The sequence below is a fragment of the Rhizobium azibense genome (genome assembly GCF_004342325.1).
In the GTDB taxonomy this organism is placed as follows: Bacteria; Pseudomonadota; Alphaproteobacteria; order Rhizobiales; family Rhizobiaceae; genus Rhizobium; species Rhizobium etli_B.
In genome coordinates this window covers 83,528-99,106 of the sequence record NZ_SMBJ01000003.1, presented here as the reverse complement: position 1 = coordinate 99,106, position 15,579 = coordinate 83,528, and the positions used below count along the sequence as shown (strand labels likewise).

The 15,579-nt window shown below is 61.2% G+C and carries 15 protein-coding genes; 9 read left to right on the top strand and 6 right to left on the bottom strand.

What is annotated here, in order from left to right; genetic code table 11:
- The first annotated feature begins 4 nt into the window (after window positions 1–4).
- Both EV130_RS08035 and EV130_RS08030 read left to right on the top strand, forming a co-directional pair.
- Entirely contained in the window at window positions 5–850 is an 846-nt protein-coding gene (locus EV130_RS08035) for a metallophosphoesterase (RefSeq protein WP_132659939.1), read from the top strand.
- A 78-nt stretch (window positions 851–928) separates the two neighbouring features.
- On the top strand, window positions 929–1,420 hold the full coding sequence (locus EV130_RS08030) for a DUF1772 domain-containing protein (protein ID WP_132659937.1): 492 nt from the start codon (window positions 929–931) through the stop codon (window positions 1,418–1,420).
- 33 nt (window positions 1,421–1,453) lie between these two features.
- Here the strand turns inward: EV130_RS08030 and EV130_RS08025 are convergent, their stop codons facing one another.
- Entirely contained in the window at window positions 1,454–2,155 is a 702-nt protein-coding gene (locus tag EV130_RS08025; protein WP_132552753.1) for a helix-turn-helix transcriptional regulator, read from the bottom strand.
- A 121-nt stretch (window positions 2,156–2,276) separates the two neighbouring features.
- Here EV130_RS08025 and EV130_RS08020 point away from each other — a divergent pair, with 121 nt between their 5' ends.
- From EV130_RS08020 to EV130_RS08010, 3 genes are all read left to right on the top strand, one after another.
- The gene (locus tag EV130_RS08020) at window positions 2,277–2,915 is read left to right on the top strand and encodes a LysE family translocator (protein ID WP_074060566.1); all 639 of its coding nucleotides are present in this window, start codon (window positions 2,277–2,279) and stop codon (window positions 2,913–2,915) included.
- Window positions 2,916–3,127: 212 nt separating this feature from the next.
- Entirely contained in the window at window positions 3,128–3,574 is a 447-nt protein-coding gene (locus EV130_RS08015; RefSeq protein WP_074060567.1) for a c-type cytochrome, read from the top strand.
- A gap of 102 nt (window positions 3,575–3,676) precedes the next feature.
- A complete protein-coding gene (locus EV130_RS08010; RefSeq protein WP_132659935.1) occupies window positions 3,677–4,588 on the top strand; it encodes a c-type cytochrome in 912 nt (303 codons plus the stop codon).
- 140 nt (window positions 4,589–4,728) lie between these two features.
- On the opposite strand, the gene EV130_RS08005 is transcribed toward EV130_RS08010, so the two are convergent.
- Window positions 4,729–5,307, bottom strand: a complete 579-nt coding sequence (locus EV130_RS08005) for a type 1 glutamine amidotransferase family protein (RefSeq protein ID WP_132659933.1) — start codon at window positions 5,305–5,307, stop codon at window positions 4,729–4,731.
- Between the two features lie 34 nt (window positions 5,308–5,341).
- The gene (locus EV130_RS08000) at window positions 5,342–5,836 is read right to left on the bottom strand and encodes a GNAT family N-acetyltransferase (RefSeq protein WP_074060570.1); all 495 of its coding nucleotides are present in this window, start codon (window positions 5,834–5,836) and stop codon (window positions 5,342–5,344) included.
- A gap of 283 nt (window positions 5,837–6,119) precedes the next feature.
- Here EV130_RS08000 and EV130_RS07995 point away from each other — a divergent pair, with 283 nt between their 5' ends.
- From EV130_RS07995 to bla, 4 genes are all read left to right on the top strand, one after another.
- On the top strand, window positions 6,120–7,952 hold the full coding sequence (locus EV130_RS07995) for a phospholipase D-like domain-containing protein (RefSeq protein WP_132552752.1): 1,833 nt from the start codon (window positions 6,120–6,122) through the stop codon (window positions 7,950–7,952).
- 395 nt (window positions 7,953–8,347) lie between these two features.
- Window positions 8,348–8,620 (top strand): Ni(II)/Co(II)-sensing transcriptional repressor DmeR, encoded by a 273-nt coding sequence (gene dmeR, locus EV130_RS07990; protein ID WP_074060572.1) that lies wholly within the window; start codon window positions 8,348–8,350, stop codon window positions 8,618–8,620.
- Window positions 8,621–8,640: 20 nt separating this feature from the next.
- Window positions 8,641–9,609: a CDF family Co(II)/Ni(II) efflux transporter DmeF gene (gene dmeF, locus EV130_RS07985; protein ID WP_132659931.1), complete on the top strand. Its 969-nt coding sequence runs from the start codon at window positions 8,641–8,643 to the stop codon at window positions 9,607–9,609.
- 76 nt (window positions 9,610–9,685) lie between these two features.
- Entirely contained in the window at window positions 9,686–10,576 is an 891-nt protein-coding gene (gene bla / locus EV130_RS07980; protein ID WP_081377035.1) for a class A beta-lactamase, read from the top strand.
- Between the two features lie 270 nt (window positions 10,577–10,846).
- On the opposite strand, the gene EV130_RS07975 is transcribed toward bla, so the two are convergent.
- From EV130_RS07975 to EV130_RS07965, 3 genes are all read right to left on the bottom strand, one after another.
- The gene (locus tag EV130_RS07975) at window positions 10,847–13,186 is read right to left on the bottom strand and encodes a glucose/quinate/shikimate family membrane-bound PQQ-dependent dehydrogenase (protein WP_132659929.1); all 2,340 of its coding nucleotides are present in this window, start codon (window positions 13,184–13,186) and stop codon (window positions 10,847–10,849) included.
- Window positions 13,187–13,759: 573 nt separating this feature from the next.
- Window positions 13,760–15,262, bottom strand: coding sequence for a protein adenylyltransferase SelO (locus EV130_RS07970; RefSeq protein ID WP_132660202.1), 1,503 nt, complete (start codon window positions 15,260–15,262; stop codon window positions 13,760–13,762).
- 65 nt (window positions 15,263–15,327) lie between these two features.
- On the bottom strand, window positions 15,328–15,570 hold the full coding sequence (locus EV130_RS07965; protein WP_074060576.1) for a hypothetical protein: 243 nt from the start codon (window positions 15,568–15,570) through the stop codon (window positions 15,328–15,330).
- Window positions 15,571–15,579 lie beyond the last annotated feature (9 nt).

Genomic DNA, 15,579 nt, shown 5'->3' with positions numbered 1-15,579 from the left:
CGCCATGCCTTGTTCGGACACTTTCCTTTTTCGCTTCGGCATCATTGCCGACCCGCAATATGCAGCGATCGCTCCGAATGCCGCGATGGATCGCTACTATGCCAACAGTCTCGCAAAGCTCGTCGAAGCGATCGAGGTTTTCAACGCCCAGGAGCTCAGCTTCGTGATGACGCTCGGCGATATCATCGACGGGATTTGGGAGAGCTTCGACGACGTCCTGCCGGTCTACGAAAAGCTCCGCCACGAGAACCTTTTCCTTCTCGGCAATCACGATTTCGCGGTCCCGGCGGAGCATCTTGCCGCTGTTTCCACACGCCTTGGCCTGCCCTCGCCCTATTACGCCTTCTCGCACCGTGGCTGGCGTTTCGTCGTTTTGGACGGCAACGAAGTCAGCACCTGCGCGCCGCCGGCAGACCATCCATACCGCCAAATGGCGGCCGAGCGTCTGGCGGCGCTGACGGCACGGGGTGCGGTAAACGCCCATCCCTGGAACGCATCACTGAGCGACGAGCAATTCGCATGGCTTGCTGCCCAACTCGATGCTGCAGAAGCCGTCCGCGAGCGCGTGATCGTGATGAACCACTATCCCGTCTACCCGCCGAACGAGCACGACATGTGGGACCGGGAACGCATCATCGATCTGCTCTGCGGCCATGACAACGCCGTTGCCTATTTCTGCGGCCATAACCACGCGGGCAACTACGGCAAGACCGGCGGCTGCCACTTTGTCAATTTCAAGGGAATGGTCGAAACCGAAACGGAAAACGCCTTCGCCATCGTCGAGGTTTGCGAAGGACGCCTCGAAATCCGCGGTTTCGGCCGCGAAGAAAGCCTCTCGCTTGCCTTGTAGAGCCGCGCCGTTATCCGCCGGATGGAACCGATGCCACTCCTGAAAAGTTAGGATAAGACCCTTCAGGAGGCCAAACCGATGTTCCAGGCTCTTGAAATACTGACTGTTCTCGTCGTCGCCGTCGCGATGGCACTGGCCCTTGCCCATGCGCTCGAGCTGCCGGGCAAGATGCGGCTGTCGAAGGAGCAGTATCTTGCCGTGCAGCCCATTTACTATCCCGGCTTTACCTTCGGCGGCATCGCCGAGCCGCTCGGCCTGATCATGACCCTGGCATTGATCGTACTGACCCCGCCTTTCAGCGGCACCTACTGGCTGACCGCCGGCGCATTCGTGTCGCTGCTCGCCATGCACGCGATCTATTGGATGGTGACGCATCCGGTAAACAATTTTTGGCTCAAGGAACAACAGCCGGAAGGAGCCGGGAAACGCTTTTTCAGCTTCAGGTCCCATCGTGACGCCAATGAGCCGGACTGGACCGTCCTGCGCGACCGGTGGGAGCGCTCGCATCTTCTGCGGGCCATCTTCGGCCTGGTCAGCCTGATCTTGCTCGTCGCCGCCGTCGCCGCCTGACAAATCTGGGCAGCGCCTGGTCACGTCTCAGCGTTAGGATGAGACGCCAGGCGGTCTTTCGGCCCAGCCGTTCATCCAATCTTCGCGCAACCCGTCGCCTTCGCCCCGGAAGAAGGCCCCAGCCGCTTCGCAATCCTCGACGCGGTCGCTGCGGAAATTGCGGATCGCCTGACGCAGTTCGCACCAGCCGACGATATTGGCGTAGTGTGAATAGTAGATCAACGCGATCGGGCGGATGGTGCGCTCGGTGGCGCGTCCCAGTTCGTCGCGGTAGTTGAGCGCCAGCTTCTGCTCGTCGCGGATGGCCCGGCGCACCATGGCGAGATCCAAGCCGGCAGGCGGCTGTGCGACAGTGCCCCAGGCAAAGAGCGCCTTGTTCTCCATCGCCTGGCGCAGAGGTATCGGCACTGCGCCTGCGATCTTCTGGTTCACCCGCTTTGCCGCCTGCTTTAGCTCTGCGTCGCCGGTCCGTTCCAAGAGCGCCAGCGACAACACGATCGCCTCCAGTTCCTCGATAGAAAACATCAGCGGCGGCAGGTCGAAGCCGGGGCGCATGATATAGCCGATGCCGCGCCCGCCTTCGATCGGCACGTGCATCGACTGCAGTGCGGCGATGTCGCGATAGATGGAGCGCACCGTCACTTCCAGCGCGTCCGCCATCGCCTGGGCCGTCACCGGTCGTTTTGCCAACCGCAGGATCTGGATGATCTCGAACAGGCGAGAGGCCTTTCGCATTCTCTCCTCCAAGGCTCCTGACAATACACTGTCAGTTGGGCTTTGATATAGCACAGCCTATCGAATTGAAATCAAAAGCGGTCCGGGAAAATGGCCGCCGCTTCGAAGGCAGGCAACTGACATGACTTACACGGAAAACCTCTGGCTCTACTTCACCCTCCTCTTCGGCATCATCATCGTGCCGGGCATGGACATGCTCTTTGTGCTCGCCAATTCCCTGACCGGCGGCAGGAGCCGCGGTATGGCGGCAACGGCAGGCATCATGGCGGGCGGCGCGGTTCATTCGCTTTACGGCGCAATCGGCGTTGGCATTCTTGCGAGCCTGCTGCCTTCGCTCTTCAACCCGCTGCTTTTCCTGGGCGCCGCCTACATGATCTGGATCGGCTTCACACTGATCCGCAGCTCGATAACGGTGGATATGGTCGGCGAGGGAAGCCTGCGCTCCGGATGGCGCGCCTTCCGGCAGGGCGCGATCACCTGCCTCATCAATCCGAAGGCGTACCTCTTCATGCTTGCCGTCTATCCGCAATTCCTTAAACCCGTCTACGGGCCGATCTGGCTGCAAGGCCTTGTCATGGGCGCTATGACACTCGTGACCCAGTTGGCGATCTACGGCGCGGTGGCGCTCACCGCCGCGCGAAGCCGAACGCTGCTGGTCTCCAATCCCCGTGCCACAATCATGGTTGGCCGCGCTGCCGGAGCACTGCTGATCGCCGTCGCGCTGGTGACTGCCTGGCATGGCTGGAAGGCGGTCGCATAATGTAAGGAGGATATCTCCCGCGCCATGGACATGGCGCGCTTTGTACCTTGCGACAGGAACAGGCAAGAGGATCAGGGGGTGCATTACCATTTTGAATTCCTTGTCATATCACCCATTTGTTACTTCGCGCTCATTATAAATTTGCCATCATGCGGCCGCGAATATCAGGCGCCGGTCTCGGAGAGACCTCGGTATCGAAGAGGAGTGGATACATGAAATTCAAAACAATTACGGCGGCTGTGCTGGTTGCCGGCATGGGGGTGACGGCGGTCTTCGCGCAACAGGAGGGCACGCATGAAGCGCGCGAGGCTCTGATGAAGAAGGTCGGCGGCTCGGCCGGCGTCATGACGGCAATCGCCAAGGGCGAAAAGCCCTATGATGCCGAGGTGGTGAAGGCAGCGCTGACGACGATCTCTGAAACCGCCAAGGTCTTCCCCGACCAATTCAAGCCGGGTACGGAAACCGGCGACAAGGCGGCGAGCCCGAAGATCTGGGAAAACATGGAGGACTTCAAGGCGCGCGCCGCAAAGCTTAGTACCGACGCCGAAAAGATCCTCGCACAGCTTCCAGCTGACGCTGCCGGCGTTGGCGGCGCTTTGAAAACGCTCGGCGCCAACTGCGGCGGCTGTCATGAGAACTACCGTATAAAGACGGACTAAGCGGCAGCCGTCCCCGTTCGAATCCATTGGTCCGCGCCTGCCTTGCTGCGGGTGTGGACCGGCTTATCTTAGACCCTTGCAGTCGCTGAAAAGGGGAGCGGCATGGTCCGCAGGTTCATCCGGTTTGTGCTCTGTCTCGTCGGCGTCATCGCCCTCGGCGGTGCGGTGTTCTATTTCGTCACCGCGCCGAACCCGCTGCCAGAAAGCCATTGGGCCAATCTCGGCGCGCCCGACGTGAAGAACGGCGAGACGGTGTTCTGGGCGGGCGGCTGCGTCGGCTGTCATGCCGCGCCCGGTTCCGAAGGCGATGCCAAGCTCACGCTGTCCGGCGGGCTTGCGCTGAAGAGCCCCTTCGGCACTTTCCATGTTCCGAACATATCGCCGGACGAGAAGGCCGGCATTGGCGCCTGGTCACTCGCCGAGTTCGGCAATGCGATGAAGCGCGGCATCGCCCCCGGGGGCCAGCACCTTTATCCGTCCTTCCCCTATGGCTCCTATGCCCGCATGAGCGACAAGGACGTCAACGATCTTTTCGGCTATCTCAAGACGCTACCCAAAAGCGGCAATGTCGCGCCGCCGCACCAATTGTCGTTCCCCTATGATATCCGGCTCGCACTTGGAGGCTGGAAGCTCCTCTATTTCAACGACGCGCCGCACATCGTGCTCGCCAACGACGACAAGCTGAAGCGCGGCCGGTATCTCGTCGAGGGCCCAGGCCATTGCGGAGAATGCCATACGCCGCGTGACGCGCTCGGCGGCTTTGAGCCGGATATGTGGCTTGCAGGCGCTCCAAATCCGGAAGGCCGTGGCCGTATCCCCAACATCACCCCGGGCTCCAAGGACATCGGTTCCTGGAGCGAGGCCGATATTGCCAACTACCTCGAAACCGGCTTCACTCCGGACTTCGATACCGCCGGCGGCTCGATGGCCGAGGTACAGCGGAGTCTCGCGCATCTTCCCAAAAGCGATCTCGAAGCGATCGCCGCGTATTTGAAGGCAGTGCCGAGCCGATGACGCTTGCAATAAGCGACAGCATCTCATTCGGCCAAAGTGATTTTTTGCTTTGACCCTCAGATCCATGCACGCGCAGCCAAGGCCGGGGGGCTTGCCGGCAAGGGCTGCGACAATGGGCGGAGGAAATGCTGTCGGGAGACTCACGCCGCCTTGGGCTGGTGCTCCGCGCCAAACATCAAAAGATACTGGTCGAGATCCTCATTGCGGAAATTGAGGGCCCGGTAGATTTCGGCGGCAAAGGTGGTCGGGGCCGAACCGGGGGCGGTGACCAGCATGCCGTCGCGCACAGCCGCCGACGCGTCCTTGTAATGGGCATGTCCGCAATAGCCGGGCAGGTCGGCGATGAAACGCAATGCATTGCTCGTATGCGCCGCATTGTTCAGCGCGCCTGCCTTGGCAAGCGCCAGTGTTGCGGCACAGATCCCCGCAACCAGTTTGCCGCGGGCCATGAATTCGTCGATGACCGGCTTTAGATCCGGGGCCTTCTCGGTCTCCCAGATCATGCCGCCGCAAAGCACCAGGCCGTCGAAAGCCTCGGCCCGAAGCGCTTCGGCCGCCGTATCGGGCGTCACGCGCAGGCCGCCCATGGAACGCACTTCGGCGCCACCGGGTGTCGCCGTCACCACGTCGAAGCCGAACTCGGTGCGGGCTGAAGCCGTCAGTTGCCCGACCTCCCAGTCCGCGAAAGCCTCCGTCAGAACCACAGCAAGCCGTGTCATGTGTATCTCCCTTGTCCGTTGGAGCGGCAGACGCTCAAGCCAGCGCCTGCATATAGCGCATGCCGGTAACCGGGCGAGGGGTGAAGTCCATATGCTGGTAGAAACGGTGTGCCTGGATGTTTCCGGTCGCCGCACTTACGGAAAGGTAATCGCAGCCGGCACTCCTGGCGGTTTGGCGGGCGCGGTTGACGAGGTGCTGGCCGATGCCGTGGCCGCGATGGCCGTCGCGCACGAAAAGGTGGTGCAGGTCCATGCCACGCTTGCCTTCCTGCGCCCTGTAGAGCGGCACCAGGATGGCGTAACCGATCAGCCCGTCGCCGGTTTCGGCAACCAGTGCGGTGATCCACGGAACCGGGCCGAAAAGGTCGCGTTCCAGCTGCTCGGGAGTGGTGATCGCTGCATCTCCGTGATGGGCGGCAAGCAGCGCGATCATCTCGTTGAGTGCTGGCAGGTCCCGCGGTTTTGCCGTGCGGATCGTCACCACCGGCGGGCGGATCAATGAAATTTCGCTGTCTTCGATTGCAATCATGGTCTTTGCGTCCTTGTTTGGTAATTCTGCCGTCAGGACGCCGCTGAATACAACAAAGCCGCCTGACGGCGGCTCGTTGACAATATGATCTGTCCGGCCGCCTTTACAGGTACAGCCAAAAATACGTGCGAGTGATGTGCGCGTTGTTGATCATGCGCGATAGATTCTCCAGAACGTGCAATTTGTCAATGGGGCGTCATCCGCTACTGATAAGTTGTGTAGAGTATCTCTGCAGCTTTATGTAGAAAATCGATAATTCCAGACGAACGCTTTTACGGAGGGCATGATGCGTTTCGTTTCCAATGAGGTTGAAGGATATCGCATTTTCGCGGTCACCGGTGTCAACACCATCTCATTCGCCGTCGACTACCAGAACGCCGATACGAAAGGCCTGCTGGGCTTCGCAGTCGAGCGTCACGACCCCACCGAAAACCAGCGGTATTTCGTCTATGGCATGAAGGTCTTCGCAAGCGTCATCCCGCAACCGGACGAAAAAACGGTCGTCACGACCTACGATCACCCGGTACAGAGTTTCGTCTGGGACGACTTCACGGCAAAGCCGGACCGGCGGTATGAGTATTTATTCTATCCGCTGAAAGGCAAGCCGAAGAACATCGACCGCAGCGCGCCGCCAGTGAAGATCGTGGTCAGGACCGAGCCGCTCTTCACGGAGCTTGAACACGATATCTTCTTCAACCGCGGCGTTGCCAGTAGCCAGGCCTATCAACGCCGCTTCGGCAACGAAAGACCTGACGATCTGCAGCCGGCGCAGAAGCGTCTTGAAGCGTTGCAATGGCTGAGCCGCGATCTCGACGAGGCGCTGTTCAGGTTCATCGATCAAGCGCAGGCCGGCGACAGGCTCCTCGGATGCTTCTACGAATTCCGCTATCTGCCGGTCGCCAAGCGCCTTAAGGCCGCCGTCGACCGCGGCGTGGTGGTAAAGCTCATTCTCGACGGGAAGATCAATGAACACACCGACAGCAAGGGCAAGTTCCATCCGAGTTTTCCGCGCGAGGACAACAGGGCCATGGTCGAAGAGGCCGGGCTTCCGGCGACGGCGATAGCCCGATGGCGGGAAAACAATCCGAACAACATCCAGCACAACAAGTTCATGGTCCTGGTGAGAGGTGCTGCTCAGAAGCCGGCGGAAGTCTGGACCGGCTCGACCAACATGTCGCCGGGCGGCGTTCACGGGCAGACGAATGTCGGCCATTGGGTGCGCAATGCGGATGTTGCTGCGGCCTTTGAGGCTTACTGGAGGACACTTGAAAGCGATCCGGGCGCAGTCGAGGGCGAAACGAGAGCCGTATCCGATGCCAAGCGCAAGGCCCATCGCGACGCCGTGATGGCGCTGGCGCCGATTCCGGCAGACTGGGAGGATATTGCCAAAGGCGTAACGAGCGTCTTCAGTCCGCGGTCGGGAAGCAAGGTGCTCGACATGTATGTCGACGCGCTCGATTCTGCCACTGATTACGGCGGCATCACGCTTGCCTTTGGAATCGGCAAGAAATTCAAGACGGCGCTGGTCAACAACACCGAAGCCGAAATGCCGCAGCGGCCCGTGATCTTCCTGCTCTTGGAAAAGCAGGACAAGCCCAATCCGCGAGCCAGCGAGCCATTCGTGCCGCTGAATGCGAAACATAACGTCTATCAGGCATGGGGATCGTTCCTGCGCGATCCGCTCTACCAGTGGACGCGCGAAACCAATGCCCGGGCGCTCGGGCTCAACCAGCATGTGGCTTACGTCCACTCGAAATTTCTGCTGAAGGACCCGCTCGGGGCCGACCCGATCGTCGTGTCCGGTTCGGCGAATTTTTCAGAAGCTTCCACCAACGACAACGACGAGAATATGCTGCTGATCCGCGGCAGCGAACGCGTGGCCGACATCTACTTCACCGAGTTCAACCGGCTCTTCAACCACTATTATTTCCGCTCGATCCAGGAGGTCATGGCCGGGCGGAGCGACGGGCAAGCGAATGCCTCGGCCGACACCAGTGCAAGCCTCTTCCTGGACGAGAGCGAGACCCAGGAGTGGCTGAAGAAATACAGACCCGGCACGCTGCGCTGGAAGCGCGTGCAGGTGTTCACCAAGATGGCTGGTGCGAAGACGTTGTAACGTTTTGGAAACGGATAGAATATCCCAGGATGCTGTGCCGCCCAAGGTGCGGGCTCATCAATCCGGTTGATGTGCAGGGAAAACCATACCCATCGCCCGCCTCGTTCTTCGAGGCTGCGCCCTGGGGTCTTTCCGCACTTCACGATGAAGGCTGATCGACGGCGCCAGCGGCACTGCCCTCATCCTGAGGGCGAAGCGAAGTCGCAGGGGCCCCCGAAGGATCACCAGCTTGTATGCCGACGTGTCGAAATGGATCGGCTAAACGCACACCTCGTATCCGCGCCAGTCAGCAACATGGTCTTTCCTGTTGTCCGTCGAATGTCACATGCCAAAGACATGCTTCCCTTTCGTAGCTACTCATACTATACCCCCCTATATTAAAAGGGATGCACTCCTTGTCGCACACGACTCGTCAGAAGAAAAAACTCATCGCCCGTGTCAGCCGCCTCAAGGGTCAGCTGGAAGCGGTTGAGCGCGCGCTGGAGGCCGAGCGCCCCTGTGGCGACATCCTGCAGCTGCTGGCCTCGATCCGGGGCGCACTGAACGGGCTGACCGGCGAGGTGCTGGAGGATCACCTGCACGAGCACGTGCTGCATGCGGCCGACGAGAAGGCCCGCGCAGAGGCGGTCGAGGAAATTTCGCAAGTGCTGCGAACCTATATCCGCTGAAGAGATCGAAGGAGACCGCGATGAGCACACAAACGCTGGAACACGACCATGTCTTCCTCGGGGCTGGCCACGAGCGCAACGAGCGCCGCGTCTGGTTCGTGATCGCGCTAACGGCGGTGATGATGGTCGTTGAAATCGGCGCGGGCACCCTATTCGGCTCCATGGCGCTCGTCGCCGACGGCTGGCACATGTCGACGCATGCCAGTGCCCTTCTGATCTCAGCCGTTGCCTATTTCTATGCCCGCAAGCAGGCCCGCAATCCGCGCTTTACCTTCGGCACCGGCAAGCTAGGCGATCTGGCGGGTTTCGCAAGCGCCATCATTCTCGCGATGATCGCGCTGCTGATGGCCTGGGAGAGCGCCTTGCGCCTCGCCAACCCGGTCCCCATCAGCGTCGCCCAGGCGATCGGCGTCGCCGTCATCGGCCTTGCAGTCAATCTCGTCAGCGCCTTGCTGTTGAAGGATAGCGGCCCTCATCATGGGCACAGCTACCATCATCATCATCATCACGGCCATCACGCGCATCATGATCACCGGGACCATTCCCACCACGGCGGGGGCGTCGACAACAACATGCGCGCCGCCTACACCCATGTCCTCGCCGATGCGCTGACCTCGGTGCTTGCGATTGCCGCACTTTCCTTCGGCAGCCTTTACGGCTGGATCTGGCTCGATCCGCTGATGGGCATCGTCGGCGGTTTCATCGTCGCGCAATGGGCCTGGGGCCTGATGAAGTCCTCCGGCCGCGTTCTGCTCGATGCGATCGCGGAAGGCGAGGAACTGCCCGGCGAAATCCGCAAGGTGATCGAAACCGGCGGCGACCGCATCACGGACCTGCATGTCTGGCAGGTCGGCCCCGGCCATCACGCCGCGATCGTCGCCGTCGCGACGTCCGAGCCTCGCGAGCCTGCTTTCTACAGGGCGAAGCTCGAAAGCCTGGAGGAGCTCTCGCATGTGACCGTCGAGGTCACGCAATTGCAGGCGGCCTGATGAGGCCGCAAAGGCGACGACAAGGTGCCACAATCGCAGCCTAGCTCTTTGTCGTTGATTGAGCCGGAGTGACTTAATGACTGACTTTTCGATCCATCGCCGCACCATCTTGCAGGCGGCGATGCTCTTTCCCGCATTTTCCCTTGCCTCATTCGCCCGCGCCTCCGAAACCGACGACGACATTGAGCGCCGGTTGGGGGAGCTCGAAAAGCGCACCGGCGGCAGGCTTGGCGTTTCCGTCATCGACACCGAAACAAAGGTCACGCTTGGCTATCGCGAAACCGAGCGTTTCCCGATGTGCAGCACCTTCAAGGTACTCGCCTCGGCCATGGTGCTTTCGCGCGTCGACAAGGGCGAGGAGAATCTCGAGCGCCGCGTGATCTATGACCGGGACAAGCTCGTCTCCTACTCGCCGGAAACGGAAAAACACGTCGGCGGGGAGGGGATGAGTGTGGGCGATCTTTGCAAGGCGGCGATTACGCTGAGCGACAATACCGCCGGCAACCTGTTGCTTGAAAGCGTCGGCGGTCCGAAGGCGCTCACCAAATGGTTGCGTTCGATCGGCGACCGCGCGACCCGCCTCGATCGCTGGGAGACTGCGCTGAACGAGGGCAAGAAAGGCGATCCGCGCGACACGACGACACCGGACGCGATGCTCGACACGCTCGGCAACGTCGCGCTTGGCTCAGTGCTATCCGAGCCTTCACGCGAAAAGCTCATCGCATGGATGCTGGCGAACACCACCGGCAATGCGCGTCTTCGCGCCGGTCTGCCGGGAGACTGGAAGGTAGGCGACAAGACCGGCACTGGCGACAATGGTAGCGCTGCAGACATCGCCATCATCTGGCCGAAGGGCCGCGGCCCGGTTCTCGTGACGGCCTATATCGCCGAGGCGAGGGCGCCGGTGAAGGAATTGAACCTCGTCTTTGTCGAAGTCGCGAAGATCGTCGCGGGCATGGCGGGATAGTCAGCGAATTCAAGACGATGCGGCGGAGATATGAATCTAAGCCTCATCGTCTTGAATCATTTTGCGAACTCAATGCGGTTTTTCGTTCGGATCGTGGACTGGGCTCGATAAGCGGGGCTCCCGTATAGTCCGCCCCGTTGATGCCGGATAACTCGTGTTTGATTGGCCGGGCAATCTGCTTTTCGATCGCGTTCCTCAGGCTACTTCCGATTTCCATCGAAAGACTCTCCTTAAAGATTGCAGGCAGACCACAGGCGCCAAAGCTTTTGCCTACGGCAGCGTATAAGCGATCACGTAATCGCCGGGCTTTGTTCCCACCGACCCATGCCCGCCGGCAACCATGACGACATATTGCTTGTTGTCGCTGGTCGTATAGGTCATCGGCGTTGCCTGGCCGCCGGCGGGCAGACGCGCTTGCCAGAGCTGGTTGCCGTTGGTGGCGTCGTAGGCGCGAAGGTAGTTGTCGACGGCAGCGCCGAGAAAGGCGATGCCGCCCTTGGTGAGTATCGGCCCGCCGATACCCGGCACGCCGACCTTGAAGGGTAGCGGCAGCGGCGTCATGTCGTGCACGGTGCCGTTCTTGTGCATATAGGCGATCTTGCCGGTCCGCAGATCGACGCCCGCGACATAGCCCCATGGCGGCGCCTGGCAGGGGATTTGCAGCGGGCCGAGGAGCGGTCCCATGAACACGCCGTAGGGCGCCCCGTCATTGCGGTTCAGTCCCTGCTCGCTGCCCTTTTCGTCCTGCCCGCGCGGGGGAATCTCGGCGGCCGGAACGAGCCTTGAGGTGAAGGCGAGATAAGTCGGCATGCCGAACATGATCTGCCGCTCCGGATCGACCGCGACGCTGCCCCAGTTGAAGGTGCCGAAATTGCCCGGATAGACGATCGTTCCCCCTATCGAAGGCGGCGTATAGCGGCCCTCGTATTTGTAGCGGTGAAAGGCGATGCGGCAGGCGAGCTGGTCGAGGAGCGTGATCCCCCACATGTCCTTTTCCTTCAGCGGATCGGGTGAGAAGGTGAGGTCGGAGATCGGCTGCGTCGGCGCTGTGTGGTCCTCGGGGATCGCACCGCCCGGTGCCGGGATTTCCTTGAAGGGAATGATCGCCTCGCCGGTGCGCCGGTCGAGGACGTAGATGTCCCCCTGCTTCGTGGGGGCGACGAGAGCGGGAACGACGCTGCCGTCCGGCTTCGTGATGTCGACGAGAACGGGCTGGGCCGGTACGTCCATATCCCAGAGGTCGTGATGGACGAACTGCTGCACCCATTTCAGCTGGCCCGTATTGATGTCGAGTGCCACGACGGAGGAGGAGAATTTTTCGACATTGGCGCTGCGGTTCATGCCGAGCTGGTCCGGCACCTGGTTGCCGAGCGGGATATAGACGGAGCCAAGCCCTTCGTCGACACTGAAGACGGACCAGCTGTTCGGCGAGTTGGTGACGTAGGTCTGGCCCTCGGGAAGTGGTGCGGTCTGATCCGGGTTGCCTGAATCCCAGTTCCAGACGAGTGCGCCGGTGTTGATGTCGAAGGCGCGGATGACGCCGGATTGCTCCTGGGTAGAATAATTGTCGTTGACCGCCCCGCCAATGATGAGCTTGCCGGCGACCGCGACCGGCGGCGAGGTGGAGTAATAATAGCCGGCCGGGTTGTATTTCATGCCGGTCTCCAGCTGGAGCACGCCGTTGTCGGCAAAGCTTTCGCAGATTTTGCCGTCGGATGCATCAAGCGCGATAAGCCGCGCATCGGAGGTCGGTAGATACACCCGCGCGGCGCAGGGCTGGCCGGCGGCGACGGCCGGATCGGCATAGTAGGTCACGCCGCGGCAGGTCTGGTGCTGCCGGTCCGGGTTCATGCCGGAGTTGGCGTCATGTTTCCATTTCTCCTTCCCGGTCTTGGCGTCGAGCGCGATCGCCCAGTTGTGCGGTGTGCACAGATAGAGCGTTTCGCCGACTTTGAGTGGCGTCACCTGATAGGTCGTCTCGCCGACGTCGTCCGGCCGCTTCACGTCGCCGGTCTGGTACTGCCAGGCGACCTTCAAATCCTTCACATTATCCTTGTTGATCTGGTCGAGCGGCGAATAGCGCTGACCGAAAGGCGTGCGGCCATATTGGTGCCACTCGCCGTCAGGCACATTGCCGCCGAAGCGCGGCGCGGCCGCCACGACCTCGTCGGGAAGATCGCCGGCAAGATCATGCGGATCGGTCGTCATCGAATAACCGGCAACGAGAATGGCGATGATCACCGGCACGGCGAGTGGCCAAGGATTGGCAGGGTAGGGAAGGCCGCTCGGGCTCGAAAAGCCGAGCGGCCTCCGGATCTGCGGCGTCAGCAGCCAAAGCCCGAGCAGAATGATCATTCCGCCGCGCGGCCCGAGCTGCCACCAGTCGAACCCGGCTTCCCACACCGCCCAGACAAGCGCTACGGCAACCAGCGCCGCATAGACCCAGAGCGCCACGGCGTTGCGCATGAAAAGTAGCGCTGCGGTGATGAGGAACATCAATCCTGCAAACAAATAGAAGACGCTGCCGCCGAGCATCACGAGCCAAAGCCCCCCGCCGCTGAGAGCCAGTCCGATGATAAGAAAGAGGATGGAAGTTATAACGATCGCCATAAAAGCCGGTCTCCCGCTAAGGTGAGCTGGGCATGGTGGGATGGGGACAATTCCGCCGAATCAGCGACTTAGGGCGAAGGGACTGTCCTTCAATGGCCACATTTGACGCAGGAAGGCATGGATGGCCGGCGGTATCGGCTCGCATGCAACGCTTCTCGTGGCGGCCATCCCCTCTCCATCTTGCCGGAGGTGGCCGACAGGCGCCATGGTGCAACAGGCACCTCCTTGAGCGCCAGTCATTTCACGATGAAACGCGCTATGGCTGGATTCTACTGGCAAGCACAGGAATGAAAAAAGTGAGGATTGCTCACCTTCTCAAGGCGCCTGTCCTTTCTGCTTCTTGGCTACCGAAGCGGGAAGCTACAACAAACCCGGCTTCTCGTTTTCAAGACACGCGCAGGCGTCGTATGCGTTTGCATCATCCGAGACGGGAACTGCGATGCCGCTCCGGCATGGGATGCGGCTGGGGTGGAGGCCCTAACTAGGCGTCGTTTCGGCCTTCCGCCAGATGCCAGGCAGCATTCGCGCATCTCATGTCGCGGCCGGGCTGACCAGGCGCTGCGCGGAGAAATATCACGTCCCGCAAAACGTCTGCAGCACCCGCTCTTGCGGCTTCGGCGGCTCCATATAGGCTGCAAACATCGGCTGGTCGTCGTAAGGCTTGGAAAGAACCGTCAGCAGCGTCTCGAAGAGCGTGAAGTCGCCATCGTCGGTTGCGGCAACGATCGCCTGCTCGATGCGGTGATTGCGCGGGATGAACGCCGGGTTGACCTTGCGCATCGCCTCTGCGCGTTCGGAAGGTGATTGCAGATCGCGCCGCAGCCGCTCGCGCCAGCGTGCCAGCCATTCGCCGCAGGCCTCCGGCTCGCGGAAGCTCGCGGTAAAGGCGGTCTCGACCGCATCGTCGCCGGCAAGCGCAGAAAGCCGCCGGAAGGCCAGCGTGAAATCCGTCTTACCCTCCTGCATCAGCGCCAGCAGCGACTGAATCAGGTCCAGATCGCCGTCCTCTTCCGAGACGAGCCCAATCTTGCGGCGCATGCCGGAAAGCCAATGCGCCTGGAACCGCTTGCCATAATCCGTAATGACGTCGTTGGCGCGTTCGACAGCCGTGTCCTGATTCACATCGATCAGCGGCAGCAGCGTCTCGCCAAGGCGCGCAAGATTCCACTGGCCGATGCCAGGCTGGTTTGCATAGGCATAGCGACCGTGATGGTCGATCGAGGAGAAGACGGTTGCAGGATCATATGTATCCATAAAGGCGCACGGCCCGAAGTCGATCGTCTCGCCGGAGACTGACATGTTGTCGGTATTCATCACGCCGTGGATGAATCCGACATGCAGCCAGCGGGCAATCAGCGCCGCCTGCCGCTCGCAGATCGCTTGGTAGAGCGCAAGATATCGATTTTCGGCAGCCTTCAGCTCCGGGTAGTGCCGCTCGATCACATAGTCGGCGAGAGCCTTGATGCCGTCGGCATCGCCGCGGGCCGCGAAGAACTGGAAGGTGCCGACGCGGATGTGGCTACCCGCAACACGGGTCAAGACCGCACCCGGCAGCACCTCTTCGCGATAAACGGGCTGACCGGTCGAAACTGCGGCAAGGGCCCGTGTGGCCGGAATACCGAGCGCATACATCGCCTCGCTGACGATATATTCGCGAAGCACCGGCCCGAGTGCTGCACGCCCGTCGCCGCGGCGTGAGAACGGTGTCTGTCCGGCGCCCTTCAGCTGGATGTCCCGTCGCTTGCCGTTGCGGTCGATCACCTCGCCAAGCAGGATGGCGCGGCCGTCGCCGAGCAACGGCACGAAGCCGCCGAACTGGTGCCCGGCATAGGCCATGGCCAGCGGTTCGGCGCCTTCCGGCAAGAGATTGCCGGAAAAAATCGCCGCACCCTCGCGCCTCAGCAAATCCACATCGAGGCCCAGTTCGGCGGCGAGTTCCTCGTTCAGCTTGATCAGCCACGGCTCGGCCGCCTGGGACGGTTCCTGCCGCGCGAAGAAATGCTGCGGCAACCGCGCATAGCTGTTGTCGAATGGAAAGGCGCACACGGGCGCAGCTTTTTCAAGAACAGAGGTCATAGGCCATAGGTAGGGCCGTGCAGCCGAGCATGCAAGCCGCACGGCAGCCTGCACATCTGCCGCGGTCAAGAAGCATGAACCGGCCCTGGTTTGTCGGGAACGGCTGGCTGATCGGCAACATGCGCATGATACCCATTCGGACCGATGCCGATGTCCTGCAACAGGTGACCGTCGAGGCCCTCAAAGGGTATCAGCCCAGCATCGAAAAGCTCGAAGGCTTCGTGCTGATGCTTGTGCTTGTGGCTGAAAGCATAACGCACTGCTTCCTGGAGCAGGTGGCTCGGCCGCCATTGTTGGATCAAAACCATTATTATACC

Bases quoted from the DNA above. Each gene is read 5' to 3' on its own strand.
- EV130_RS07975 (WP_132659929.1), bottom strand. From the start codon at position 13,186: ATGGCGATCGTTATAACTTCCATCCTCTTTCTTATCATCGGACTGGCT.
- EV130_RS08005 (WP_132659933.1), bottom strand. From the start codon at position 5,307: ATGACACGGCTTGCTGTGGTTCTGACGGAGGCTTTCGCGGACTGGGAG.
- EV130_RS07970 (WP_132660202.1), bottom strand. From the start codon at position 15,262: ATGACCTCTGTTCTTGAAAAAGCTGCGCCCGTGTGCGCCTTTCCATTC.
- EV130_RS08020 (WP_074060566.1), top strand. From the start codon at position 2,277: ATGACTTACACGGAAAACCTCTGGCTCTACTTCACCCTCCTCTTCGGC.
- EV130_RS08000 (WP_074060570.1), bottom strand. From the start codon at position 5,836: ATGATTGCAATCGAAGACAGCGAAATTTCATTGATCCGCCCGCCGGTG.
- EV130_RS08010 (WP_132659935.1), top strand. From the start codon at position 3,677: ATGGTCCGCAGGTTCATCCGGTTTGTGCTCTGTCTCGTCGGCGTCATC.
- dmeF (WP_132659931.1), top strand. From the start codon at position 8,641: ATGAGCACACAAACGCTGGAACACGACCATGTCTTCCTCGGGGCTGGC.
- EV130_RS08025 (WP_132552753.1), bottom strand. From the start codon at position 2,155: ATGCGAAAGGCCTCTCGCCTGTTCGAGATCATCCAGATCCTGCGGTTG.
- EV130_RS08035 (WP_132659939.1), top strand. From the start codon at position 5: ATGCCTTGTTCGGACACTTTCCTTTTTCGCTTCGGCATCATTGCCGAC.
- EV130_RS07965 (WP_074060576.1), bottom strand. From the start codon at position 15,570: ATGGTTTTGATCCAACAATGGCGGCCGAGCCACCTGCTCCAGGAAGCA.
- bla (WP_081377035.1), top strand. From the start codon at position 9,686: ATGACTGACTTTTCGATCCATCGCCGCACCATCTTGCAGGCGGCGATG.
- EV130_RS08015 (WP_074060567.1), top strand. From the start codon at position 3,128: ATGAAATTCAAAACAATTACGGCGGCTGTGCTGGTTGCCGGCATGGGG.
- EV130_RS08030 (WP_132659937.1), top strand. From the start codon at position 929: ATGTTCCAGGCTCTTGAAATACTGACTGTTCTCGTCGTCGCCGTCGCG.
- EV130_RS07995 (WP_132552752.1), top strand. From the start codon at position 6,120: ATGATGCGTTTCGTTTCCAATGAGGTTGAAGGATATCGCATTTTCGCG.